Origin of the sequence: Crocosphaera chwakensis CCY0110, from assembly GCF_000169335.1 — a bacterium.
GTDB lineage: Bacteria > Cyanobacteriota > Cyanobacteriia > Cyanobacteriales > Microcystaceae > Crocosphaera > Crocosphaera chwakensis.
Genome location: NZ_AAXW01000017.1, coordinates 26,243 through 49,895, shown reverse-complemented (window position 1 = coordinate 49,895; position 23,653 = coordinate 26,243). Strand labels below are relative to the sequence as shown.

The window sequence follows — 23,653 nt, the reverse complement described above, 5'->3', positions numbered from 1 at the left end:
CAATAAAGTCTATTCGAGTTAAACATTCAAAATTTGCGATTGTTTTTATTAATTCTCTATTAGAGTAAATAAAACAATCAGAGAAACCTAATTTTATAGTCAAATAAACCTCTATATTTACTTCTTCCTTTAAATAATAAGTTACTCTTGACTCCTATAATAAACCACAATATTATTATTGATCAATAGTAAGAGCAGATGCGTTTTTAGCTTGTGTTAAGAAAAATCATAGTTTACACTTCAAATAGCTAGATTCAAAATTATCTAAAAATTCTGGATTTATTTGTTTTTTTTGCTGGATATATTTCTCTACATGACTATTCCGTAGGGGAGACAAAATAAAAAAGTTATTATACTTCTTGACAAAGTTTCTTTGAGCCGAGAAAAAGTTAATTTAACGTATATTTCCTAAAAATATCTGCTCTTACAACTCTAGCTTTTCTGTGATTTGTTCCAGAACACATACATCTATAGTATTCACCAAATTCATTATCTTTATATTTATTATCCAGAATATTTTGTTCTAATTTTATTAATTTTTGGAAGAAATTTTGAGCAAGATTTGCTCCAACTTTAGCTATTTCTACTACCATCGTAAAAAAGTTAGATTTTCGATACCAAATAGAATCATCAGCAATGTTTAAATCTTTAATCGTAGCAAAAGTTTTGATTAGTAAAGCTTTCATATGATTTTTATTGATATACTCATCATTAAATTGAACAATATAGTTTTCTATTTCTTTATCTTGAGGAAAATAACCCCCTTCTTCTAAGGTTGACATAACTAATAAAATAAAGTACAAATCTGCCATTCGAGTAAATTCTGATTCACGAAACACTGGAAAATAACTTAAATCAATATTATCTAATAAGTCTTTACCTGTTTGAATAAATTCACCATCATAAACAGCATTATGAATTTCTACATCTTCTAGTTTGAATTTAGTTAAGTTAATTCTTCTAAATACTTCTTTAATATCATTTTCATCAACTTTACCGATATCTCTAACTACAACTTGATAAGATAAAAAATCTGCTCTTTCTTCATCAGTTAAATCCTCAAATTTTTTAATTTTTTTAAAAGGTTTATCTTTATCATGTTTATCTTTATCAGGTTGTCCATCTATATATTTTTTAATCGTTGTTAATCTTTGTTGTCCATCTATTACCCATTCTGTTGTCCGCATTTTTCTAGTATCAACTTCCCCTTTACAAACATAAATTTCTGGAAAAGGATATCCTTTTAAGATAGTATCAATAAATTCTTCTTGATGGTCATGAGTCCAAACAAACTTACGCTGAAAATCGGGTCTAAGAATTAATTTACCACTTTCTATATTTTGGTAAATATCAGCTATAGTTGGGTTAGTTACTGAGGATTTAATTTGTGTTTGCATTTTAAACTATTATTAAATTATTTGTTGTGCGTTAATAATTTGTTTTAATGTACTGATTGTATATCGTTCAAAATAAGAATAACTTTTGAATACTCCAGCAGAAACCTTATAATTTCCTACTTCTGATCTACTATAAGAAATGGATTTAAAAAACTCAAACCATGATTGTTTTAATATTCCTACATTAAAAGATAAAGGAAGTTTATCGGGTCGAATCCAACCAATTGCCGTATACTCAAGAAAAGAATGATATTGGTCTAATTCTCTTACCGTTATACTTTTTCTCGCTTTTCTCAGTTCTATTTGATATTCATAAATAGGTTCTAACATCTTTTCGTATAATTGATGGGAAACAATAGCAACATCAATATCTGAATCATCATCAAATTGCTTTTGTTTAAAAGGACTAAATCCTAACTTCGCCGAACCTGTAATATAAATTTCGTAAAAGTTAATATTAAAATGCTGCGAAATTCTTTTTCTAAATTCATAATATTCATCTTGATTATCAGTAAATATATAAGGAATTCCATGTATTAAGTATTTACGGCAAAAATCAATTATTTCCTCTTCATCTTGGAGTTTTTTGACTTGAGCGAAAAATTTTTCTAACGCTTCCATTACAGACAATTATATAATTTATAGAAGATGATAGGATCAAATTAAGATAACCAAAGATAATCCCAGGCCAATTCTTCGTTATTCATGGCTAATTTATATATTTTTATTTACTTTCTTGGTCTTCTATTGCGTTTTGTAAAGTTATGTTGCGAAGACATCAAAGAAACTCCAAGTTTTTCAGAGATCCAAACTTCAAAATTATGGATAGGATAAGAACGGACTGCGATCGCAGGATCAACCATTGGTTTAACCAGAATAGTAAACATTCCCAAACGGTTTCCGGCTAAAACATCAGTAAATAAGCGATCGCCTACCATGGCCACTTGAGGAATGGGTAATTCCATAGCGCGAATCGCTTTTTTTAGTTTCCGTCGAGAGGGTTTAACGGCCCCTAATAAGTAAGGTAACTCCAAAGAATTAGCAATACTACCAATACGACTTTCACTTAGATTATTACTCACTAACCAAATCGGGGTTTTTTGACGAATTTGATTGATCCATAGTCTCAATTCCTCAGAAACATAAGCTTTTTTCAGAGGGACGAGGGTTTCATCCACATCCAAAATTAATCCTTTGATACGATACTGATCAAGAACATCTTGATTTAAACCAAGAATCGTATCCCCTAAAATTAAATCAGGCTGTAACAGTTTGGCCTTAGACATAAATGTTTAATTAATATAAAGATAATTGGCTGCATAAGTTTCTATCACTCTAATGATCAGAGGTCAACTTGATATAATGAAGGTCAATCTCTTAGTTTAGATAAAAACTTACGGTTGCACTTCCCTATTTTACTGGATTTTAATTCCTTAACGTCAGTAATCCTCAATCTCTTTTTAGACTGTTCAATTTTTTACACTTATTTAATAACTCGTTATTTATATTTACAAAAAATCATAAAACTTCATTTTTGTTTCATAAAAATATACAAAAAAAAGTGGATCATAATCAATGAATGTAAATATACTTATACATAACAAGGTCAGGTAATCATTGATACAATCTGTCCTTAATTATTGTTGTGATTTCATTATTATTTAGCCATGACAACTACCATACAAAGCCAAAATCTTTCTTTGTGGGAGCGGTTTTGTCAGTGGATAACAAGCACAAATAACCGTCTATATGTAGGCTGGTTTGGCGTGATTCTTATCCCTACAATATTAACTGCCACCATCTGTTTTATCATTGCCTTCATTGCAGCACCTCCTGTTGATATTGATGGGATTCGTGAGCCGGTAGCTGGATCGTTGCTATACGGAAACAATATTATTTCTGGAGCAGTGGTTCCGTCTTCTAATGCGATCGGATTACACTTTTATCCCATCTGGGAAGCAGCATCCCTCGATGAATGGCTGTATAACGGCGGCCCTTATCAATTAGTCATTTTCCATTTTCTCATTGGTATTTTCTGCTGGATGGGAAGACAATGGGAACTGTCTTATCGTTTAGGGATGCGTCCTTGGATTTGTGTTGCTTATAGCGCACCTGTCTCTGCGGCCGCTGCTGTATTCTTAATCTATCCTATTGGTCAGGGTTCTTTCTCTGATGGTATGCCTTTAGGAATCAGTGGAACTTTTAACTTTATGTTCGTTTTCCAAGCTGAGCATAATATTTTAATGCACCCCTTCCATATGTTGGGTGTTGCTGGTGTATTTGGTGGTTCTTTATTCTCTGCCATGCACGGAAGTTTAGTCACCTCTAGCTTAGTCCGTGAAACAACCGAAACCGAATCTCAAAACTACGGTTATAAGTTTGGACAAGAAGAAGAAACCTATAACATTGTGGCCGCTCATGGTTACTTTGGTCGTTTAATCTTCCAATATGCTTCTTTTAACAATAGTCGTGCTTTACACTTCTTCTTAGGAGCTTGGCCAGTAATTGGTATTTGGTTCACTGCGATGGGTGTTAGTACCATGGCCTTTAATCTTAATGGATTTAACTTTAACCAGTCTGTGTTAGATTCTCAAGGCCGTGTCATCGGTACCTGGGCTGATGTTCTCAATCGTGCAGGTATTGGGATGGAAGTCATGCACGAGCGCAATGCTCACAACTTCCCCCTAGACTTAGCAAGTGGTGAACAAACCTTGATCTCGCTTAAATAAACTTTGATTCAATCTTAAAACCCTTTTCTCATCTAGCCCCATCTTAAGAATTGAGATGGGGTTTCTTTTTTTATATTTAAAGCGATCGCAATACAAAACCTTTACAATAAATAGAACGAATGAAGCCGATTAACTATACTAAAATGAGCCATCAACAAATTGAATTAATTACTCAACGTCTTCAAGAAAAGTTTAATCTATCGTTTTAAATCCAGTTTTCTGGGTCTTCCTCATTTTCTTCGTCCTCATCATTAGACTCTTGAGACGGTTGATAGGGAGGAGTAATGATACGATATTGGGCATCGTAAACATCTCCATTCGGTGGAGGAGGTGGGGTCTTATCTTCAGATTGTTCAGATTTAGGAGGGTTTGGAGGGGGTTCAGACGCGACGCGATCGCTGCGATCACTTAATTCTCGATAGGTATAAGAATAAACCGTTCCCTCTTGAGATACGGTTCTAGGGGGTTGCTGTTTTTCAAACTCTGATCGAGTGTCTTGAACGGTAGAGGGATTACGGGGAATAGTCTTTTCTTCGGGAGGTTCTTCAATATCCCATGCGTCATCTTCTTGTGTTTCTGAATTATTTTCCCATTCTGGGGGTGGGGGGGTTTCCCAGTCAGATTTTTTTTTAGGTTCAGGTCGTTGATAGGGGGTTTCAGCCGGTTCTGGAGAACGAGGACGGGAGTTACGAGGTTTATTAAAGGAAAGTACACGAGAAGATCGGGTAAATAATTGAATCAAGAAACTACTAATAATTCCTGCTAGGGTAAATATAAGAATCCAAATAGCTAAAGGGAGGTTTAGGGCAAATAACGCCGTTTCTTCATCAGTTCCCAAAAAATAAAGGATAATCGGCTGTTGATTTTGCAACAGAATAATTCCTGTGCCGATCGCCATCAATACTAATATTATTAACCGCATACTAATTCCTATTGCTTTCTCTAAGCCTCATAAGAGAAATCTTGTTAATTATCTATGGTTGTTGTTCCTGGCTAAGATAATGATATAAAGCTTCTAATCCTAAGATATAACTATTGGCTCCAAAACCACTAATCTGTCCCACTGCAATGTCAGCAATGTAGGAATGATGGCGAAACCCCTCTCGTCGATAGATGTTACTTAGATGAACCTCCACGGTGGGTATTTTGATCGCAGACAAGGCATCTCGAATGGCAATGCTTGTATGGGTATAAGCAGCAGCATTGATTAATATTCCTTGATAGTTGCCTAAAGCAGCTTGAATTGAATCTACTAACACCCCTTCGTGGTTCGATTGAGTAATCGATAGAGTGACAGGCAAAGACTCCGCCTTCTCGTTAAGAAGACGGTTTATCCCTTCTAAAGTAATAGAACCATAGATTCCAGGCTCACGAACACCTAACAGATTAAGATTAGGCCCATGAATGACAAGGATACTTAACTTTTTAGAAGATTCAGTGAACACACCAGACCTACTTATCTATGATGGCGACGCTTCGGGTCGTTGACTGGAATGGGTATCAGTTCTGGTTCTGGTTCGGCTTGAGGGCCTAGTAGGGTTTCAATTAGCTTTTGGGCCAATTCTCTAAGCTTTTCTAGAACTTTTTCTAAATAGTCCATCAGGCAGACGGCTCCTGTGATATAGTTGCTTCCCTTTTGTTGCTTGCCAACCAATTAACAGCCCGTTGAACTTTCATCTTAATTTAGAGATTATCGGTACTGTTGATGACAAACTCAGGTTATAAACGAGTTTATAGTTATCTTAAATATAACATAAGATTTTGAAAGATGGGCCATTATACAGAAAGGAATTAATAGAAAAATTCGTTAAAGTTAGCACAGGATTAGGGTTATGGGGTTCCTAAATTAATCTGCTGGTTTGAGGAGCGATCGCAATATCAAAGGAGTAACCACACAGGTAACCGAGCTAACAAAGATCATTGCAGAAAAGATGTGAGTTGACACAGCCCATTCTCCTAAATGTAATCCACGTTGCATGACTACCATCATAATTTCTGCTCTTGGAACCATACTTAAGCCTATGATTATAGAACCGTGCCATCCTGTCATCAGGAAAGTGGGTAAACCAGCACCGATTAATTTTCCTAAGACGGCTCCAATTAATAAAATGGTTCCCCAAACAGTGGCGTTTCCCAAAGTAGTAACATCAATAGCTAAACCAATACTAATAAAAAAGAAAGGAACAAACAAATCATATAGCATCTCAAAAGAAGCATCGATTTTGACCGCTTCAGGATCTCGACTAAAGACTAATCCTGCAAAAAAGGCTCCCACTGCTTGAGAAAACCCTAATAATCCTGCGATCGCAGCTATCAAAAAACCAAATCCGACAATAGTTAAAGTAAAATCAGCCGGCGGATCAAACTTACGAAAAAAAGCGGTAATATGAGATTCTAAATAACGAGAAAAAAAGAAACAAAATCCCGCAAAAAATATGGCTTTAAAAATAAATAATACAACAGTTTTAAAAATCAATAAATCTAAATTTGTTTGAGAACCATTATGAATCACAGGGACTATATTAAATAGTAAAGCCATTAAAAAAATTGCAGAAATATCATCCATTTCTGCTACATCTAACATTAATTCACCGTTGGGTGAGTTTAACGCTTGAGCTTCTTGCCAAATACTAACAGATATTCCTACGCTAGTTGCTGTCATGGCAGTTGCAATAAATAAGCTAGAAATTATATCTAATTGAAGAAATACCACAGGAATAACAAAACCCGCCATACCACTAATAGCTACATCACCTAACCAAACTAAACTTGCTCTTCTTAACTGTTGAATTAGTTTACCTAAATCACTTTCTAAACCAACACGAAATAGTAAACAAATTAAGCCCACATCTGCTAAAAATTTAATAATTTCTAAGCCCGCATCTGCCAATAAGTTAACATTATCTTCAATTATTCTTAATAATAATCCTAAACAAAGATAACCAACTAATATAGGTATATTAAAACGTTGTAGTCCAAATTTAGTTAAGATAGATAAAATTATTATCACCCCTATTAATAAAATGATTAAGGGAAGATTTTGCTCTAAATTAGTCATAGTTTTAGTATTTATGATTAATTAGTTAGGACATTACTGTAAGGTAGGCAGTGTATCAGCCTACAAGGTTCCCTGATTCTATCAACGTCCTAATCATAATGGTTATAGCGTTTGTTAGTCTATTTTTAAACCTGAATTTAGTATAAAACTTTCGTAGTATTATGGTGTATCTTATGTATAAAACAAGTTAGCTTTGAAATTTTCCTTTAATTCGAGAGAGTAATAGATCAACTTCTGGTAATTTTAATTGAATGGATAAAACCAGAAAAATCAGGATAGCAGTAATAACAGATAAGAGTAATTGTAATAATTGTAAAATTAAATTATTACCAGTATAAAATTGTTGCCAACCCCAACTAACCCCCCAACTTGCCACACCAGCCACAAAACTAATCCCAGTTAATGCTAATAAGGCATTACCCCATTCTTTTAAAGGTAAACCGCCTAAACGCTTATTAAGAATGCCTATAAAAATAATCAAAGAAACTAAATTAACCCCAATGGTAGCTAGAACTAAGCCAGGTGTTTTAAACGGTTTATACAAAATAAAATCCAGAAAACCATTAAGAAAAATATTAAAAATACTAATACGAAACGGAGTTTCACCGTCCCCCAAAGCGTAAAAAACCCTAACTAAAACATCCCTTGCTAAATAGAAAAACATTCCAATTCCATAAGTCATTAAAACTGGAATCACCATATCAGCATCGGCCGATTTAAAAGCACCGCGCTGATAAATAACCCGAATAATAACATCAGCTAAAGCGATAAAAATAGCGGTTAACGGCAACATAGTTAACGCCGTCAATAATAACCCTTGACGAATTCTTACTTTTAATTCAGGCCAATTTTCAGGAGCCGTTAAACGAGAGAAGACTGGCATAAACGGCACTAAAATCATATTAGAAATAATGCCTAAGGGGGTTAAGACAATGAAATTGGCGTAACGCATGGCTGCGGCCGCATTTTCAATAAACGAGGCAAAAAATAGGTCAGTATAAACATTAATATGTAACATTCCCGATGAAAGAGTAGCAGGACCCATCACCTTCATCACATCCATCACCCCTGGAAGTCGCCAGTTAAAGCGTAACCGCAGTTTTCCCATCCCTGCTTGCCATTGCGCTCCCAGTTGAGCTAACCATTGTAAAACCCCGCCGGCGAGGGTTCCTCCGGCCAAAACCATACCCCCTAAATACCAATTTTCGGGGTTGTTCAAATTGCTGCCAAACTGCCAGATTAAGATCCAAACCCCGATAACAATGGCCACACTGGAAAATAAAGGGCTAATACTGGGTAAGAGATATTGATCAGCAGCGTTTAGGGTTCCAAAACCGATACCAATGAGGCCAGCTAATAGAGCCAAAGGCGCCATAATTTGTAATTGTTGAATAGCGATCGCTTTAACCTCTCCTTCTAACCCAGGGGCTAAAATTGAGATAAAGGTATCGGCGAAGACAATCAAAACAATTGTTACCAGCAACAACACCCCACTAATTAGGGTGGTTACTGTTTCCACTAATGGGGCTGCTTCTGACTTATCTCGCTTTGCTAAAACACTAATTAATGCACTGTGAAACGGTCCGTTGATACCCCCCAGTAAAATTAATAAGAAACCAGGGATAACATAGGCATAGGCGTAAGCATTGACTACTGGGCCAACCCCAAAGGCTGCTGCGATCGCTTGTTCACGTACTAACCCAAAGATTTTACTAATCAGAGTAGCGACAGCAACCAGGCCAGCAATGCTTACTAAGGAACGGGACTTTTTCGGGTTAATAGACACGGCACTCCCTACAACAAATTGTCACTTATTATTCAAGATTCCGTGACTTGAAACAAGAGGGTATCTTGTTTAAACAGGATTTTCTTTAAAGATAGGAATTTCTGTGCCATGACCATTGCCGTTACCATTACCATTGTTATCTGTTTCTGGTACATTACTGACCGGTGCCACTAAATCTTCTACTCCATTGACCACTGCCCCTAAAACAGGAACCTCCGCATCAGATAATTGATCGATCGCCTCATTTAACAAGCTAGAACGGGTGACACCGGGTCGAGTGACTAAGACTAAACCATCGGTGAAGGGTTCTAACAGGAGGGCATCGTTACAGCGAGATAGAGACGGAGTGTCAATAATCACCATGTCATAGTTGCCTTTAACATTGTCTAGAAGTAATCGTAATTCGCTTGATTCAATAATCGCTGCAGCCTGACTTTGAGGACCGGGACTGGGTAAGATAGACAAATAGGGGACTCCTGGTACTAATACAACAGCATCGGCGCGGTTTTGGTAGAATCGTAACGGTTCTAAGCTACTATTGGGGTCTGGGGTGATTTCTAACCATCGGGCTTTAGACGATGATCGCAAATCTCCTTCTATTAATAAGGTACGTTTTCCTGCTTGTGCCGAGGCAATGGCTAGATTATAAGCGGTTGCGCTTTTTCCTTCTTCATTACTCACACTGGTGATCATCACCACTTTCGACATATCTGAGCCCAGGCGACGTAAGTTACTGCGAACCCGTTCATAGAAACTCAAGTCTCCTGCGTCTCCTTCCAATAAAACGGGACTAAGATCCTCTCGGTAAAGAGAACTATAGATAAAGGGTAACTGTCCCAAAAGGGGAATTTCGCGATCGGTGAGGGAGTCCCTAAGTTCTTGAGGGGTATGTAAGCGATCGTCGATTAAAGCCAATAGAAGAATTAATCCTAACCCCGCGACTAAACCGATACCACCACCGGCTGCAATAATGAGTAACTTATTTTTTTCTTGAGGTCTTTGGGGACGGGTCGGTCGAAAAGTCGGGGGAACCGCTTCGGATAAACTACCGACAGTTTCTGCTTCTGCTGCTTGAGCATCTACCAAGGCGGTTAAAATATTTTGATAAACAATTCGTTGAAATTCTACCTCTTGAACCAGTTTGGCTTGTTGTAACTGCTTATCTGGGAATTTTTCGTATTGCTCGCGTAATTTTTGTTCTGTGTCAATGACTGAATTTAATTGCTTCACTAATCCAGCCCGTCTGGTTTCTAAGGCTAGAAGTTCATTAGCTAATTGTTGTCTGCTAGGGTCAAGACTACTATCTTGACGAATCTGACTGATGGGAATGGGGGCTAAATCTCTGGCACCGATTAATTCTTGGGCTCTTTGTTGAAAGAGGGTTTCGTTGACTTGTTTTTCTTTGAGCAGTTTTTCAATTGTGGGGTGTTCTGGCCGTAAATCTATTTTTAGTCGTTCTAATTGTTGCTCAATTTGCAAAATTTGCGCTCGTAAGTTGGCTAAAATCGGGTCAGCACTCAAAGCGACTGAAGCGTAAGCTTGTTGCGGTGTTAACCCTAACTGATTGATTAGACTGTTGATGCGACCGTCTATTTCTTGAAGGGCTAAGCCTAATTCCCGTTGTCTTTGTTGAGAACTGGTGATTCCACTAAAAAGACTACCATCTTGAATGGCTAGTAAATCTGACCCTTGTTGAGATACATAGCGATAAAATCTATTTTCTGCTGCGGTTAGGTCTTGTTTAACTTGCTCAAGTCGTTTACTGAGTGCATCAATACGACTTCTCAATTCAGAGGTATTGAGCCAACGACTATGGTCCACCATCTCCTCCATAAAAGCGTCTAGAATCAATGTGGCGCGAGTAGGAGATTGTTTATCGGTATATTGCAGTCTAATAACTGAAGAAGAGGTTTGTCCTCGTTTATCTTGCTCCGGTAGCTCTATGACTAGGGCTTTTTCTTGTATTTGTTGAATTTCCTTGGCGGATAATTCTAATTTATCCATTACATTTTGAAGCACCCGCCCAGATAAGAGGGTACTTTTGCTCAACGATAGCCCTCTTCCTTGGGCTTGCAGTTCATTCCCTGTTGTTGTAAACGCCGGAGGGGGTTCGGTAAAGCTCAATTGTCCAAACGCTGTATAGGTAGGAGCCGGAGGAGGTGGCGGTGGTTGTAGAGCGACCAATCCTGAGACTCCAAAACCAGCTATCATGGTTAAAAATCCTAACCAGTAGTTTTGTTGAAAAGAAATAGCAAATCGTTTAACAATTGGGGGCGCCATAATAATTTAAGAACATTAATAATGCTACTATTGTAAAGATTTTTAGTTCCTTATGATAACGACTCTTTTATACTACCAAAGTTAACCCCCCTAATACATCAGGCAAAAAGAAGGGCAAAACGGTCGTTACCTTAGTTTTTCCTCTTTGTTAAGATTTTTTTTATGCTCCTGTGGGCTTGTCTGATGATGAGATTCATCAGAGCGAATTTTCCTCTGGTCTCACTTCCTTGGGGAGGATAAGATAAATAAGTACCTAAGAAAAATGAATTACACATTGCATTAACGAAGTCAGAAGTTCCTCGATCTGCTTTCGACGCTATCCCACAGAAGTTGTTTGTGTAAGGAGGATTTATGCCTCGCTCCAAAAAATTTTCACTTTTAGAAACCAGGTTTTATCCCCTATGATCCCCATAAACTCGTTGCCTTTTGCCTGTCTTAACTAGGAAATTAATTTTGTACACTCACTTAGTAACACTGACCCTTTAATCAAGATCCTTCATTTACAAGAAATTATATAAAAAATATGATCAGATTCAGTCGCAGTTTGACACTTCTATTTTTGGTTTTTCTCTGCTTATTATTTTCTATGAATTCCGCTTTTGCTTTTTGTGGTTTTTATGTCGCCAAAGCTGATAGCAATCTGTATAATCAAGCTTCTCAAGTTATTATTGCTAGGGACGGAAAACGCACTGTTTTAACTATGGCTAATGATTATCAAGGATCGGTTAATGACTTTGCTATGGTTGTCCCTGTTCCTGTTGTTTTAACTGAAGAACAAGTGAAAGTTGGAGAACCAGCAATTATTGAAAGATTAGATGCTTTTAGTGCGCCGAGATTAGTGGAATATTTTGATGAAGATCCCTGTGATCGTTCCTATTTAGAAGATGAAGTTTTCAGAACCCCTGCTGCTCCTCAAGCAGCGTCAGAAATGAAAGAAAGTCGTGATAATGCTTTAGGGGTAACGGTTGAAGAAGAATTTACAGTAGGAGAATATGATATTGTTATTCTCAGTGCAAAAGAGTCCAATGGGTTAGAAGTTTGGTTACGAGAAAATGGCTATGAAATCCCCAATGGAGCTAGTGAAATTTTACAACCTTATATTCAGCAAAATCTTAAATTTTTTGTCGCTAAAGTAAATTTAACGGAATACGAAAATACGGGGTTTAAATCCCTTCGTCCTTTGATGATGGCTTATGAATCTCCTAAATTTATGTTACCAATTCGCTTAGGAATGTTAAATGCTCAAGGAGAACAGGATTTAATTGTTTACTTATTATCTCCTAAAGGACAAGTGGAACTAACTAATTATCGTACAGTAAAGGTTCCTTCTAATGTAGAAATTCCTGAGTTCATTCAACAAGAATTTGCCCCATTTTATAAGGCAATGTTTGCTAAAAGTTATGAACAAAACGGCAAGAAAGTCGCTTTTATTGAATACGCTTGGAATATGGCTAATTGCGACCCTTGTTCAGCACAACCGTTGAACCAAGAAGAATTAGAAAAAGCGGGAGTATTTTGGTTAAATAATGGTCGTAACAGACAGTTTAATAATGTGTTTATTACCCGTCTTCATGTTCGCTATGATCGGGATCATTTTCCTGAAGATTTGAAGTTTCAAGAAACTGCTAATAATCAATTATTTCAAGGAAGATATATTATTCGTCATCCCTTTCGAGAAAAAAGAGATTGTGAGGCAGCACAAACTTATTATCAATCAGTGAGAGAAAGACAAGACAAAGAAGCAATAACTTTATCTCGTTTAACGGGATGGAACCTTTATGATATTCGTAAAAAAATTAATTTTGTTGAATTTAAAAATGTCCCTTGGTGGCGACGTATTTTCGGTTCTTAAAAGTCATTTATTCAGTTTAAGTTGTTAAAAAAATTGAGGTCAAATATGGTAATTGATGTACAGAAAAAAACAAAATTCTATACTCCTGAAGAATATTTAAAATTAGAAGCTGATGCTCAACAACGACATCATTATATTAAAGGAGAAATCATTGAAATGGCTGGTGGTACACCGAATCATAATAAAATTGCATTAAACTTGAGTAGTGCTTTAAACTTTGCCCTTAAAGGCAAACCATTGGACGTTTTTATGACCGATCAACGGTTATGGATTCCTTCAGAAAAAATCTATACTTATCCTGATATAATGGTAGTTAATCAACCTTTAGAATATGCTCAAAATCGTAACGATACTTTAATTAATCCTTTACTCATTGTTGAAGTATTATCTACGTCAACTAGAAATTATGATAAAGACGAAAAATTTGCAGCTTATCGCACTATTTCTAGTTTTCAAGAATATATTTTAATTGATCAAAATTGTATTCATATTGAACAATATAGTCGTCAAGAATCCAATAAATGGACGTTTATCGAATACAATAATTCTACCGATACTTTAACCCTATCTTCTGTTAATTTTGAAATTGCTCTTATTGATATTTACGATAAAGTTAATTTTAATTAGTTATAATTCTAAATCCTTAACACCAAACTCAGACAACTTCTAAGCGTTTTAACATGGCTTCTCTTGCCTGTTGGGCTAAACTATCATCAAGAGGAATTAAATTAATTTCGGTTTGATATTTTTCTTGTAATGCTGTTTTAATCAACCAGTCAGCCACAAAAGGATTTTTCGGTAATAGAGGCCCATGAGAATAAGTAGCGATCGCATGACGATAAAACGCCCCTTCATAACCATCTTCTCCATTATTCCCATACCCAGACTTAACCTTTCCCAAGGGTTGCACATCCCCTAAATAAGTGCGTCCCCCGTGATTTTCAAAACCAATAATAATCGGTGGTTGACCTAACGTTTGTTTTAAATCTTCTGCTAAGGGAGAAGCGGTTACTTCAAATACCACATTTCCAATACAACGGGACACATTCGGACCGGGATGTTTCGTCACTAAATCTAATAACCCTAACCCTTCGATTCTTTGCCCTAACGCTGGTTCATAATAATGACCGAGAAGTTGGGGTGATCCGCAGGTAAACACCCCTGGAACACCTTCCTCTAACTTATTCCGTAGCTGATCAGCTTTCGCTCCTTTTAAATCGCGCATAACGATTTCTTGTTGACGATCTTGAGCCCCGCCACCGACGATAACATCTACCTTGGAAAATTGATCCGCTTCTGTTTGTTGATCGAGGGGAAGGATGGTAACCGGAATATCTCGCCATTGACAACGACGTTGGATACAGATGACGTTACCGCGATCGCCGTAGGTACTCATTAAGTTGGGATAAAGCCAACCGATGGTTAAGGAACGAGGTTCAGACATAGATTATCGTAAACGTGCTGATTGAATTAATAATAAACTACCGGCGGTTAATCCGAGAATGTTGGGCAACCACGCCCCCAAAAATGGGGTTAAAATGCCCCAAATACCGAGAGAGGTACTCATAAAGGCTAAGAGATAATAGCCGAAAATCAAGCCCACACAAACCCCAAAACTGGTGGCCTTGTTAGTATTTTGCGGTCTAACGCCAATAGCAGCCCCCACAACACCAAAGATTAAACAGACGAAAGGCATCGCATACTTTTCTTGTAAACGAACCTTAACCTTTCTAACGCGCTTCTCATCACCACTTAACTGCATGGCTTTGAGATATTCTTTAGTTTGGGCGATGGTCATTTCTGTAAAATTTTGACGACGGTTAGCCAAATCTAATGGGGCCCTGGGTAAAGCTAACTGTTGATGTTGAAAACGGACAATATTTCGATAAGATCCATCCGGGGCAATGAGATAAATCGTGCCATTAAAAAAGTCCCAGGTATTACTCGAAATATTCCAAGTAGCCGACTCGGAGGTAACGATTTGGTTAACCCCTTCTTGGGTTCTATCTAAAATAGTTAACCCTTTCATCTTGTCTCCGTTATATTCTTCAGCATAGAATAAACGAGTTAAAACCGTGGCTTGTTGACCGTCTTCTTCTTGAATGGTTTTATATTCAGGATAAACAATATTGCGTTCTTTAAAGTCAGGTCGTTCTTGATTTACAGCGCGTTGTAAGGTAAGGGCTGCTTCGTGGGTGGCCGCTGGTGCGATCCAATCGTTAACAATAAAAGCACATCCTGTCACCACCAAACCAAAAAGAATAACCGGAATAATTAAACGATAAACACTAACGCCTAAACTCCGTAGGGCAATAATTTCACTATCACTCGACAAACGACTATAAGCCATTAAAGCGGCCAGTAACATAGCCATAGGAAAGGCTAAACTAACAAATCCTGGCATTTTTAAGACTAATATTCTCATGGCCACAGATAACATTAGTCCTGACTCGGTTACCCGACGGACCAGATCGAATAAGGTACCAATGGATAAGCCCAAAGAGGTAAAAATGCCCATACCAAAAAGGAAAGGCAACAGGAGTTCAATAAACAGATAACGATCCATGATTGATAAACCAGGGATCTGGGGTTTTAGTTTGATTTTAATGGGGTTTATTTGACCAATATCCATAATTTGTGTGTGATCTTAGAGTTGATCGGTTGTCTCTAATTTCCTAAATAATACTGTCGCACTAAAGGATTGTTATAAATTTCTTCGGCACTGCCGGCCGCTAAAATTTGACCGTCTCGCATAATATAGGCGCGGTTGGTAATGGCTAGGGTAGCTTGGACATTGTGATCGGTGATCAAAATACCCATTTGGCGATCGCGTAGTTGAGCGATCATGGTTTGAATTTCCGACACAGCAATAGGGTCGACTCCAGCAAAGGGTTCATCTAATAACAAAAAGTCTGGTCCTTGTTGGCCGACGGCTAAGGAACGAGCTAATTCTGTTCTGCGTCTTTCTCCTCCAGAGACTTGGGACCCTTTGGTATGGGCAATTTTTTCGAGACGAAACTCTTTAAGCAAATGATGGAGACGCTGAGGCCGTTGTCTAAAGGGAACGTTTGTTTGTTCTAGGGCAACTTGAATATTTTCGGCCACACTCAGATGACGAAAAATACTCGGTTGTTGGGTCATATAACCAATACCCAAGCGAGCGCGTTTATTCAAGGGTAAGCGAGTCACTTCTTGCTGATTTAACCAAACTCTCCCTTTATTGGGTTTAATCAAACCTGTGGCAATGTAAAAAGTGGTTGTTTTGCCTGCGCCGTTGGGGCCGAGAAGGCCCACAATTTCCCCAGGGGCAACTTTTATATTTACGCGGTTAACAATATCTCTTTTTCCATAAGTTTTATGGATATTTTCTAAAATCAGTGTCATTTTAAAATTGGGGGGTGGGTAAGGTGGTGTCTAAAGGCGGTGCCGGTGACACGGGGGCTGGTTCTGGGGGACTGTCTTCAGCTTCTGTGACTAAGTAGATTGATTCTACTTGTTGTGCCGATTCTGGGGTGGCAATAAATCGTCCTTCGTCGATTAAATAGGTCATGGTTTCAGCCCGCATACTATTGCCTTCTTGTAGCACATAAACGTCTCCTGTGAGAACCAAACGCCGTTCTCGACTAAAATATTGGGCTTGGGCCGAGGTTCCTTGAATTTGCCTAGCTGGGTAGAAAAATTGCACGTTACCCCTGGCAGTTACCACTCCGGTTTCTGAGTTGGCTTCTTGGATATCAGAACGAACCGTGAGGGGACTATTGGGGGGTGGGTTTTGACTCTGTGCATTGGTAGGAAAGGTTTTGAGGGTTAGGATACCCATGAGTACAGCTAAGCTACAACCAAGGGTTCCTAGGGTGTTTTTGTAGTAGGACATAGGAATAGAAAACATGGTCTAGGATCGCTTTTAAGTGTATTCTATTGTCTTAGTGTACTCAATCTTTTCTATGGCAATGTTAAAACTGTCTAATAATTGTTTCTTGTAAGTTACAAGGACGAAGGCTGTGGGCAGTTTGTTGCTGATAGGCTCTTATCTTTCAAGTTAACTTAACATCTGAAAGCTGCTATTATTTTCCGAAACAGGTAAAGAATTATCGAGTATCTATGAAATTTAAGGCAAGATTAAGTCATTTCAAGATTTAATCTTTAAGCAAGGAGCCAACTTGAAGGGGTTTTAAGTAGCTTTTCTACCTCGTGAACAGGTAAAGGTTTAGCAAAAAAGTAACCTTGTCCCTGTTCGCATCCTAACCGTTGTAGTTGAGTCAATTGTAATTGGGTTTCTACTCCTTCTGCAATAACATCCAAGCCCAAAATGTGGGCTAAAGTCACAATAGCTCGTATAATCTCTACATTTTCGTTGTGGGGTTCCATCAGCCTAACAAACGAGCGATCAATTTTTAAAGTATTAACAGGAAAACGATGTAAATAACTCAAAGAAGAATATCCGGTGCCAAAATCATCTAAACAAATTTCAATATCCCGTTCTTGTATCTTTAATAAAATTTTTGTGGCTGCTTGTAAATTTTCCATCAACAGGGTTTCTGTAATTTCTAATTTTAAATATCTACTATCTAATTGAGTGTCTTTTAACGTCTGATCGATGGTATCAAGTAAGTTAGTATATTTTAATTGTTTACTTGATAAATTTACCCCCACTTTCAGATGAGAATAGCGAGGGTATTTTTGATGCCATATTTTTAATTGTTGACAAGCTTCTTTTAGAGTCCATTCTCCAATGGGGATAATTAAGCCTGTTTCTTCGGCCACAGGAATAAACTGATCTGGAGAAATCAGCTTTTTGTGGGGATGGTTCCAACGAATCAACGCTTCAAATCCAGTTAATTTTCCTGTTTTTAACGAGATAATTGGCTGATAATAAAGACTAAATTCTTGTTTATTAATCCCTATTCTTAAATCTGTTTCTAACTTTAAACGGCTAACAGCTCGTTCGTGCATTTGACGATCAAAAATAGCATAACAGGCTTTTCCGTCTGCTTTAGCGCGATACATTGCTGTATCTGCATCTCTTAAAATTTCTGAGGCTGCTTCGTAGGCTGGACTATTTAAGGCAATACCAATGCTAGTATTAATAAAGATATCTTGTCCTTGTAAAACAAAGGGTTTTATTAAGTCTAAATGAATCTGCTGAGCAATTTTAATGGCTTTTTTAATATCTTCTATATCTTCTAATAAAATAGCGAATTCATCACCCCCTAATCTGGCTAATGTATCATCACTGCATAAACCATCTTCAAGACGACGAGCAATTTCTTGTAATAACTGATCGCCAATGGCATGACCTAAACTATCATTAATTACTTTAAATTCATCTAAGTCTAAAAATAAAACAGCAAAGGTAAAGTTAAGATGTCTTTTTTGTCTTGCTATAGCGTGTTCTAAGCGATCCATAAACAAAATTCGATTAGGTAAATTGGTTAAAGGATCGTGGGTTGCATTATATTGTAATTGTTCTTCTGCTCGCTTTTTTTCAGTGATATCGCTATCAATACCATCAATACGAATAAGATCACCTTTGTCATCATAAACGCAGCGTATTCGACTGGATAACCAACGAATTTGATTATCTTTTCTTATAATGCGATATTTATATTCTGTATGACCCATTTCTTTAACAATTTGCCGATGATATTGAACTAATTCTTGATCATCAGTATCAATTAATTGCCACCAAAGATTAGGGTTTTTGTATAATTCTTCTAACAAAAAACCAAAAGTAATTTGAGCAGCAGGATTAATATAAATTAATCGAGAGAAATTAGCATCGAAAGACCAAACGACATCTTGAATGGAGGTTAAAATTCCTTCTAATCTTTGCTCACTTTCATATAATGCTTGCTCTGTTTTTTTTCGTTGGCTAATATCCGTAATCATACCCAATGATCCTAGATAATTTTCTTGATGATCAAATAAGGGATTCGTCGATACAATCGTCCATAATTCTTTTCCATCACGGCAACGAAATTTAAAATCATGGGTTTCAGTAATACCTCGACTACGATCTTGTATATTCTTTTGTACCCTTGCATTATCTTCAAAATCAACAAAATCAAATAAGTTTTTATCAATCATTTCTTCTATTTTATAACCTAACATTTGTGCCATTTGTTGATTAACAAATGTGGTTTTATTATCTTGATCAGTAATCCAGATTCCTTCTGTTGCCGTCTCAACAATTTGACGATATTTTTCTTCGCTGTCTGATAGAGCTTGTTGGGCTTCGTAATTTTCTGTAATGTCTCTTAAGGAGACTAAATAAGCTGATTCTCCTTGCCAAGTAATATCAGCTACACGCATTTGAGTAATAATTAATTTTCCATCAGGTTGTTGAATAAAAATTTCGGTTGGTTTCTCGTCTCCCAAAGGTAAACCTAAGGGATGATTCATTAATTCAGTCATAGAACGGCCAAATAGTTTAATTCCTGAATCATTAATAAAACGAATGTTTCCTTGTATATTTACCACCAATAAACTATCGGAAATGGTGCTAATAATTCGTCCTAATTTTTCTTCATTTTCTTGTAGAGCAAGGGTTTGATCAGTTTGTTGAGTAATATCAATAATTTGACTTAATAAATGTAGGGGGTTTCCCTCGATATCCCGAATTAAAGTGGCTTGATGTAGACCATAAATAATTTGCTTATTTTTCTTAATGTAGCGTTTTTCTAGGCGAAAACTATTAATTTCTCCTGAGAGTAACTGATTAAATAATTGCTTTTCTTTTTCTAGATCATCAGGATGGGTAATATCAGCGCAACCTTTGGTTAATAATTCTTCTGCCCCATAACCGACTAACTGACAAAAGGCTTCGTTAACGTTAATTAATTGCCCTTTCATATCGACTAAACCCATAGCCGTCGGAGACTTATCAAAAAGAAGACGAAACTTTTCTTCACTTTTTCTTAAAGCTGCCTCTATTTTTTTCCATTCTGTTACGTCGTGGGCAACCGTGTAAATCATTTTTTCTTCAACACTAGCCACAGATGTCCAGGCTAACCAACGATAGGAACCATCATGACAACGATAGCGATTTTCAAAATAAGGGACTTGTTTACCTTTGATAAGGTTTTCTAGTTGTTCTAGGGTTGTTGTTACGTCTTCGGGATGTACCCATTCTAGGAACGGTTTAGATTTTAATTCGGCTACCGAGTAGCCGAGAGTACGGGCAAAAATCGGATTAATCTTTTTGAAATAACCATCAAACCCAGCAATGCAGCACATTTCTAGGGTGAGGTTAAAAAAGCGATCGCTGCCAATGTTTGTAAGCTTTGTCTCTTGATTATTCAACTTCACTGGTGGGTTAGGTTGAAGTCGGGAGATAGTTGTCCCGATTAATTGAGCTACAATTCCTAAAAAAGTGCGCTCTTGTTTAGTATAACAGCGTTTTTTTCTACTATGAATGGTCAGGATGCCATAAGGCTCATCGGATGTGGGAATAACGACACTAATGCCACTCATTACCTTTTGCTTGGCTAGGAAAGAATGGGAAGAAAAATGCTTATGAATCGTTAAATCTTCAAAAACTAGGCTTTCACTGGTACGAAGGGTTTGGGTTAGTCGACAAAGTTGGCCTAGGGAAATCGTAGGGTTTCCCATTTCTTGTTCATTCCGTCCTACTTCGGCAATTAAATGTAGTTTTTGATCATCGACAACTTGTTTTAAAATAGCACAATAAGGAACTTTTAAAATATCAGCAATAATCTGAGTTACTTCTTGGAGAAACTCGTTAATGTCTTTAGATTGTAAAGCAATTTGAGTAATTCTGCTTAGGGCTTGTGGGTGGGAAATTTGTGCTTCAAGGGTGGGTTCCCATGGCTTTTTAGATGTTTGGCTTTTGTATCCAAGCTTGTCTTTCACTCGTATTAAGTCCCCATTCCACTGTTTTATACTAGGGTTCCCTCTGTTAGACAACTTTATTCAAGTCTCTTTTGATTTTAATCAAATTTGGTGAAGTTTTAAACAGAATGTAAATAGTTAGTAATAATAGCCTCTAATTGCACTGATTTAACGCTCTCCTGATGGCAAATTGCTCAATTTGCTCAATGACGGTCATGTCAATCCCTTAGATCAAGGTGTTGGTTTAGTTAACAATAGGAGGTCAACAAGTGAGTTTACTTTGATCTTTGAATTTCTTTTTAATATTTTCAGTATAGAATAACTTAAATTATAAGTGCATTATGTTGTTTTTCAACAAGGTTTAACAAGTAAAAAATATCTCAGAAGGATAAGAACATTTTTCATATTCAATTAGTGATTAGTCAAACTCTTAAATATGTTTAAATTCACTTTGCTAATATTAATATTTTTTGTACTGTCTCTAGGTTTGCGTTTTTGGAATTTAGAACAATTTAATACTTTAGTATTTGATGAAATCTATTATGCTAAATTTGCTAATAATTATTTAACTCAAACTCCTTTTTTTAATTCTCATCCTCCTTTAACAGAATATTTAATTGCCATAGGGATTTGGATTGGTTCTTGGTTTCCAACTTCTTCTGAAATCACAAATAACTTAACAGGATCTTGGCGTTCAACCATTAGTTATCGTTGGTTAAATGCCTTAACTGGTTCTTTTTTTCCTATTATTTTAGGAGCGATCGCTTATCAACTTACTCAGCGTGGTTCTTATACTATAGTTGTTACTTTTATTGCTACACTAGAAGGCTTGTTTTTAGTAGAATCCCGTTATGCTTTAAATAATATTTATTTAGTTACATTGGGTTTATTGGGTTGTTTGTGTTTCTTGATTTATATTAATCACAAAAAATATTTATATTTAACATTAAGCGGTATATTTTTAGGGGCATCAGTAGCAATTAAGTGGAATGGTTTAGGGTTTTTATTAGGTATTTATTTAGTTATTTTTATTGTTTACTTACCGCCAAGATTAATTCATATTTTTGATGCTAAAAATTTAGGGAGGATATTTGAAAATATAAAATTAAGTAAACCTTCTTTATTAATATTTAACTTATTGATAATTCCAATTTTTACTTATAGTATTCTTTGGTTACCTTACTTATTATTTAATCCTAAGTATAGTTGGTGGGAAATTCATCAAAAAATATGGTCTTTTCATCAAAGTATTGGTGATGGTTCGGAGGTTCATCCCTATTGTTCTAAATGGTATAGTTGGCTAATTATGGCTAGACCAATTGCTTATTATTACTATAAAAAAAGCACATCATCAGGAACTATTATTCATGATGTTCATGCTATGGGAAATCCGATTTTATGGTGGTTAGCAACGGGGTCAATTTTGATTTTTAGTATTTTTATTATTGTCATTTTATATAAACGAAAGTACAATCCTTTCTTTTCAGTTATCTTTTTTATGTTTATTAATTATTGGGCTAACTTATTACCTTGGGCATTAGTTAGTCGTTGTACTTTTTTGTATCATTATATGTCTGCTTATAGCTTTTCTTTACTGGGTATTGGCCTGATTATTGAACAATGTTTAATCAGTCAATTTATTTTAAATCGTCGCTTAGGAATCATATTATTATTATTGATTAGCTTGGCTTTTATTTATTGGTTACCTATTTACTTAGGACTTCCTTTATCTTCAAGAGAATTTGATCTAAGAATGTTACCTAACTGGATTTAATAAAATAATCAAATTTAAAGTGGGCAAGGTCCATAATTTTCCGCTAATAATATTTTAGTTTGTTAGGGAATATTGCCCACTCTAGCTTATAATTCTAGTCCGCTATCTTCAAAGAGTTTGACCAATTTTTCTCCCATTAATTGCTCTTCTCGTAGCATGACAAGACACTTTTTAGCAAACCAATCATCATTTTTAATTTTATCTCTCAAAAAGTCTTTAACATCGTCATCAGTAAGTTCTTTTTCTGAATAGAGTTTTTGTACTTCTTCTAAGGAACGATAAAGAATTGTGTTTTTAGCAAAAAGCTCGTCTTCGTAGATAATTTCTTTACTCATCCATTCCCAGTCAACCCGTTGTATCCAAAGTTTTTCCCCTGAGAAAATAGAGTTAATATTAAGGGTTAAATCATCGGTTACCCACCAATAAGTTTGGGGATCATCGTACATCGCACCGGTTAGACTGTTAGGTAAGGTAACATGATTGCCTGAAAAGTTACGAAGATTAACGTTTGCATTTTCTGTGGTTCGATAGGCAATTTTTAAGCGTAAATAAAGCCCTTCTTTTTCATATTTGTCTTTGCGAGGAAGGAGGTTAAAAAAGCTAATGGCTGCTCCTGCGTCGTAAATTTCAATTAAACCTTGTTCTTTATCTAAATACCAGTTTGAACCATAAATAGCTGCATCAACTGCTGCTGCAGTTCCTCTGTGTCCCAAAACATCCTTTTCTGTGGCAAAATAAGGGCGAGGCATCACCGTCTTTTTCACCTTGGGAAAAAATTCGCGTTTCGGTTCCATAATTTATCCTTGAAATCCCTAGTTTATTCACAAGTTTTACCTGTGCAATTTTTTATTATATCATTTCGTGGTTAACGCCGTATTATATATTTAGCCATAGTAAAAATCATAAAATTCTTATGTTAGTATAGT

Annotated in this window: 19 protein-coding genes; 4 read left to right on the top strand and 15 right to left on the bottom strand. The window is 36.4% G+C overall.

Annotated features, from left to right (window positions below; translation table 11 throughout):
- Positions 1-389: 389 nt before the first annotated feature.
- From CY0110_RS12775 to CY0110_RS12765, 3 genes are all read right to left on the bottom strand, one after another.
- Positions 390-1,397: a DUF262 domain-containing protein gene (locus CY0110_RS12775; RefSeq protein WP_008275866.1), complete on the bottom strand. Its 1,008-nt coding sequence runs from the start codon at positions 1,395-1,397 to the stop codon at positions 390-392.
- A 12-nt stretch (positions 1,398-1,409) separates the two neighbouring features.
- On the bottom strand, positions 1,410-2,018 hold the full coding sequence (locus CY0110_RS12770) for a hypothetical protein (RefSeq protein ID WP_008275865.1): 609 nt from the start codon (positions 2,016-2,018) through the stop codon (positions 1,410-1,412).
- A 107-nt stretch (positions 2,019-2,125) separates the two neighbouring features.
- Positions 2,126-2,683 carry a YqeG family HAD IIIA-type phosphatase gene (locus CY0110_RS12765; protein WP_008275864.1) on the bottom strand — a complete coding sequence of 186 codons (558 nt, stop codon included), beginning with the start codon at positions 2,681-2,683 and terminating at the stop codon, positions 2,126-2,128.
- A gap of 381 nt (positions 2,684-3,064) precedes the next feature.
- On the opposite strand from CY0110_RS12765, the gene psbA reads away from it, so the two are divergent.
- Complete coding sequence (psbA, locus tag CY0110_RS12760; protein ID WP_035799329.1) at positions 3,065-4,126, top strand: photosystem II q(b) protein; 1,062 nt, start codon at positions 3,065-3,067, stop codon at positions 4,124-4,126.
- Positions 4,127-4,331: 205 nt separating this feature from the next.
- Here the strand turns inward: psbA and CY0110_RS12755 are convergent, their stop codons facing one another.
- The 6 genes from CY0110_RS12755 to CY0110_RS12735 all read right to left on the bottom strand — a co-directional run bounded on the left by CY0110_RS12755 (position 4,332) and on the right by CY0110_RS12735 (position 11,250).
- Entirely contained in the window at positions 4,332-5,048 is a 717-nt protein-coding gene (locus tag CY0110_RS12755; protein ID WP_035799328.1) for a LapA family protein, read from the bottom strand.
- 52 nt (positions 5,049-5,100) lie between these two features.
- On the bottom strand, positions 5,101-5,571 hold the full coding sequence (gene aroQ, locus CY0110_RS12750; protein WP_008275861.1) for a type II 3-dehydroquinate dehydratase: 471 nt from the start codon (positions 5,569-5,571) through the stop codon (positions 5,101-5,103).
- An 11-nt stretch (positions 5,572-5,582) separates the two neighbouring features.
- Positions 5,583-5,780 (bottom strand): hypothetical protein, encoded by a 198-nt coding sequence (locus CY0110_RS29950; RefSeq protein ID WP_157464574.1) that lies wholly within the window; start codon positions 5,778-5,780, stop codon positions 5,583-5,585.
- 192 nt (positions 5,781-5,972) lie between these two features.
- Complete coding sequence (locus CY0110_RS12745) at positions 5,973-7,184, bottom strand: cation:proton antiporter (RefSeq protein WP_008275859.1); 1,212 nt, start codon at positions 7,182-7,184, stop codon at positions 5,973-5,975.
- A gap of 187 nt (positions 7,185-7,371) precedes the next feature.
- Positions 7,372-8,970 (bottom strand): murein biosynthesis integral membrane protein MurJ, encoded by a 1,599-nt coding sequence (gene murJ / locus CY0110_RS12740; RefSeq protein WP_008275858.1) that lies wholly within the window; start codon positions 8,968-8,970, stop codon positions 7,372-7,374.
- Between the two features lie 69 nt (positions 8,971-9,039).
- Positions 9,040-11,250 (bottom strand): polysaccharide biosynthesis tyrosine autokinase, encoded by a 2,211-nt coding sequence (locus CY0110_RS12735; protein ID WP_008275857.1) that lies wholly within the window; start codon positions 11,248-11,250, stop codon positions 9,040-9,042.
- A gap of 586 nt (positions 11,251-11,836) precedes the next feature.
- Between CY0110_RS12735 and CY0110_RS12730 the strand changes: the two genes are divergently transcribed.
- Together CY0110_RS12730 and CY0110_RS12725 are read left to right on the top strand one after the other, a co-directional pair.
- Positions 11,837-13,102: a DUF2330 domain-containing protein gene (locus CY0110_RS12730; protein ID WP_232285717.1), complete on the top strand. Its 1,266-nt coding sequence runs from the start codon at positions 11,837-11,839 to the stop codon at positions 13,100-13,102.
- Positions 13,103-13,147: 45 nt separating this feature from the next.
- Entirely contained in the window at positions 13,148-13,729 is a 582-nt protein-coding gene (locus CY0110_RS12725) for a Uma2 family endonuclease (protein WP_008275855.1), read from the top strand.
- A gap of 28 nt (positions 13,730-13,757) precedes the next feature.
- On the opposite strand, the gene CY0110_RS12720 is transcribed toward CY0110_RS12725, so the two are convergent.
- From CY0110_RS12720 to CY0110_RS31385, 5 genes are all read right to left on the bottom strand, one after another.
- Positions 13,758-14,546, bottom strand: coding sequence for a type 1 glutamine amidotransferase (locus tag CY0110_RS12720; RefSeq protein WP_008275854.1), 789 nt, complete (start codon positions 14,544-14,546; stop codon positions 13,758-13,760).
- Positions 14,547-14,549: 3 nt separating this feature from the next.
- Positions 14,550-15,734: an LptF/LptG family permease gene (locus CY0110_RS12715; protein ID WP_008275853.1), complete on the bottom strand. Its 1,185-nt coding sequence runs from the start codon at positions 15,732-15,734 to the stop codon at positions 14,550-14,552.
- 35 nt (positions 15,735-15,769) lie between these two features.
- Positions 15,770-16,486, bottom strand: coding sequence for an LPS export ABC transporter ATP-binding protein (gene lptB / locus CY0110_RS12710; protein WP_008275852.1), 717 nt, complete (start codon positions 16,484-16,486; stop codon positions 15,770-15,772).
- 1 nt (position 16,487) lies between these two features.
- Positions 16,488-16,991: an LptA/OstA family protein gene (locus CY0110_RS12705; RefSeq protein ID WP_008275851.1), complete on the bottom strand. Its 504-nt coding sequence runs from the start codon at positions 16,989-16,991 to the stop codon at positions 16,488-16,490.
- Positions 16,992-17,245: 254 nt separating this feature from the next.
- Positions 17,246-20,974 (bottom strand): PAS domain S-box protein, encoded by a 3,729-nt coding sequence (locus CY0110_RS31385; protein WP_008275850.1) that lies wholly within the window; start codon positions 20,972-20,974, stop codon positions 17,246-17,248.
- A 415-nt stretch (positions 20,975-21,389) separates the two neighbouring features.
- On the opposite strand from CY0110_RS31385, the gene CY0110_RS12695 reads away from it, so the two are divergent.
- Positions 21,390-22,727 carry a phospholipid carrier-dependent glycosyltransferase gene (locus CY0110_RS12695; protein WP_008275849.1) on the top strand — a complete coding sequence of 446 codons (1,338 nt, stop codon included), beginning with the start codon at positions 21,390-21,392 and terminating at the stop codon, positions 22,725-22,727.
- Positions 22,728-22,813: 86 nt separating this feature from the next.
- On the opposite strand, the gene CY0110_RS12690 is transcribed toward CY0110_RS12695, so the two are convergent.
- Complete coding sequence (locus CY0110_RS12690) at positions 22,814-23,521, bottom strand: hypothetical protein (RefSeq protein ID WP_008275848.1); 708 nt, start codon at positions 23,519-23,521, stop codon at positions 22,814-22,816.
- Positions 23,522-23,653 lie beyond the last annotated feature (132 nt).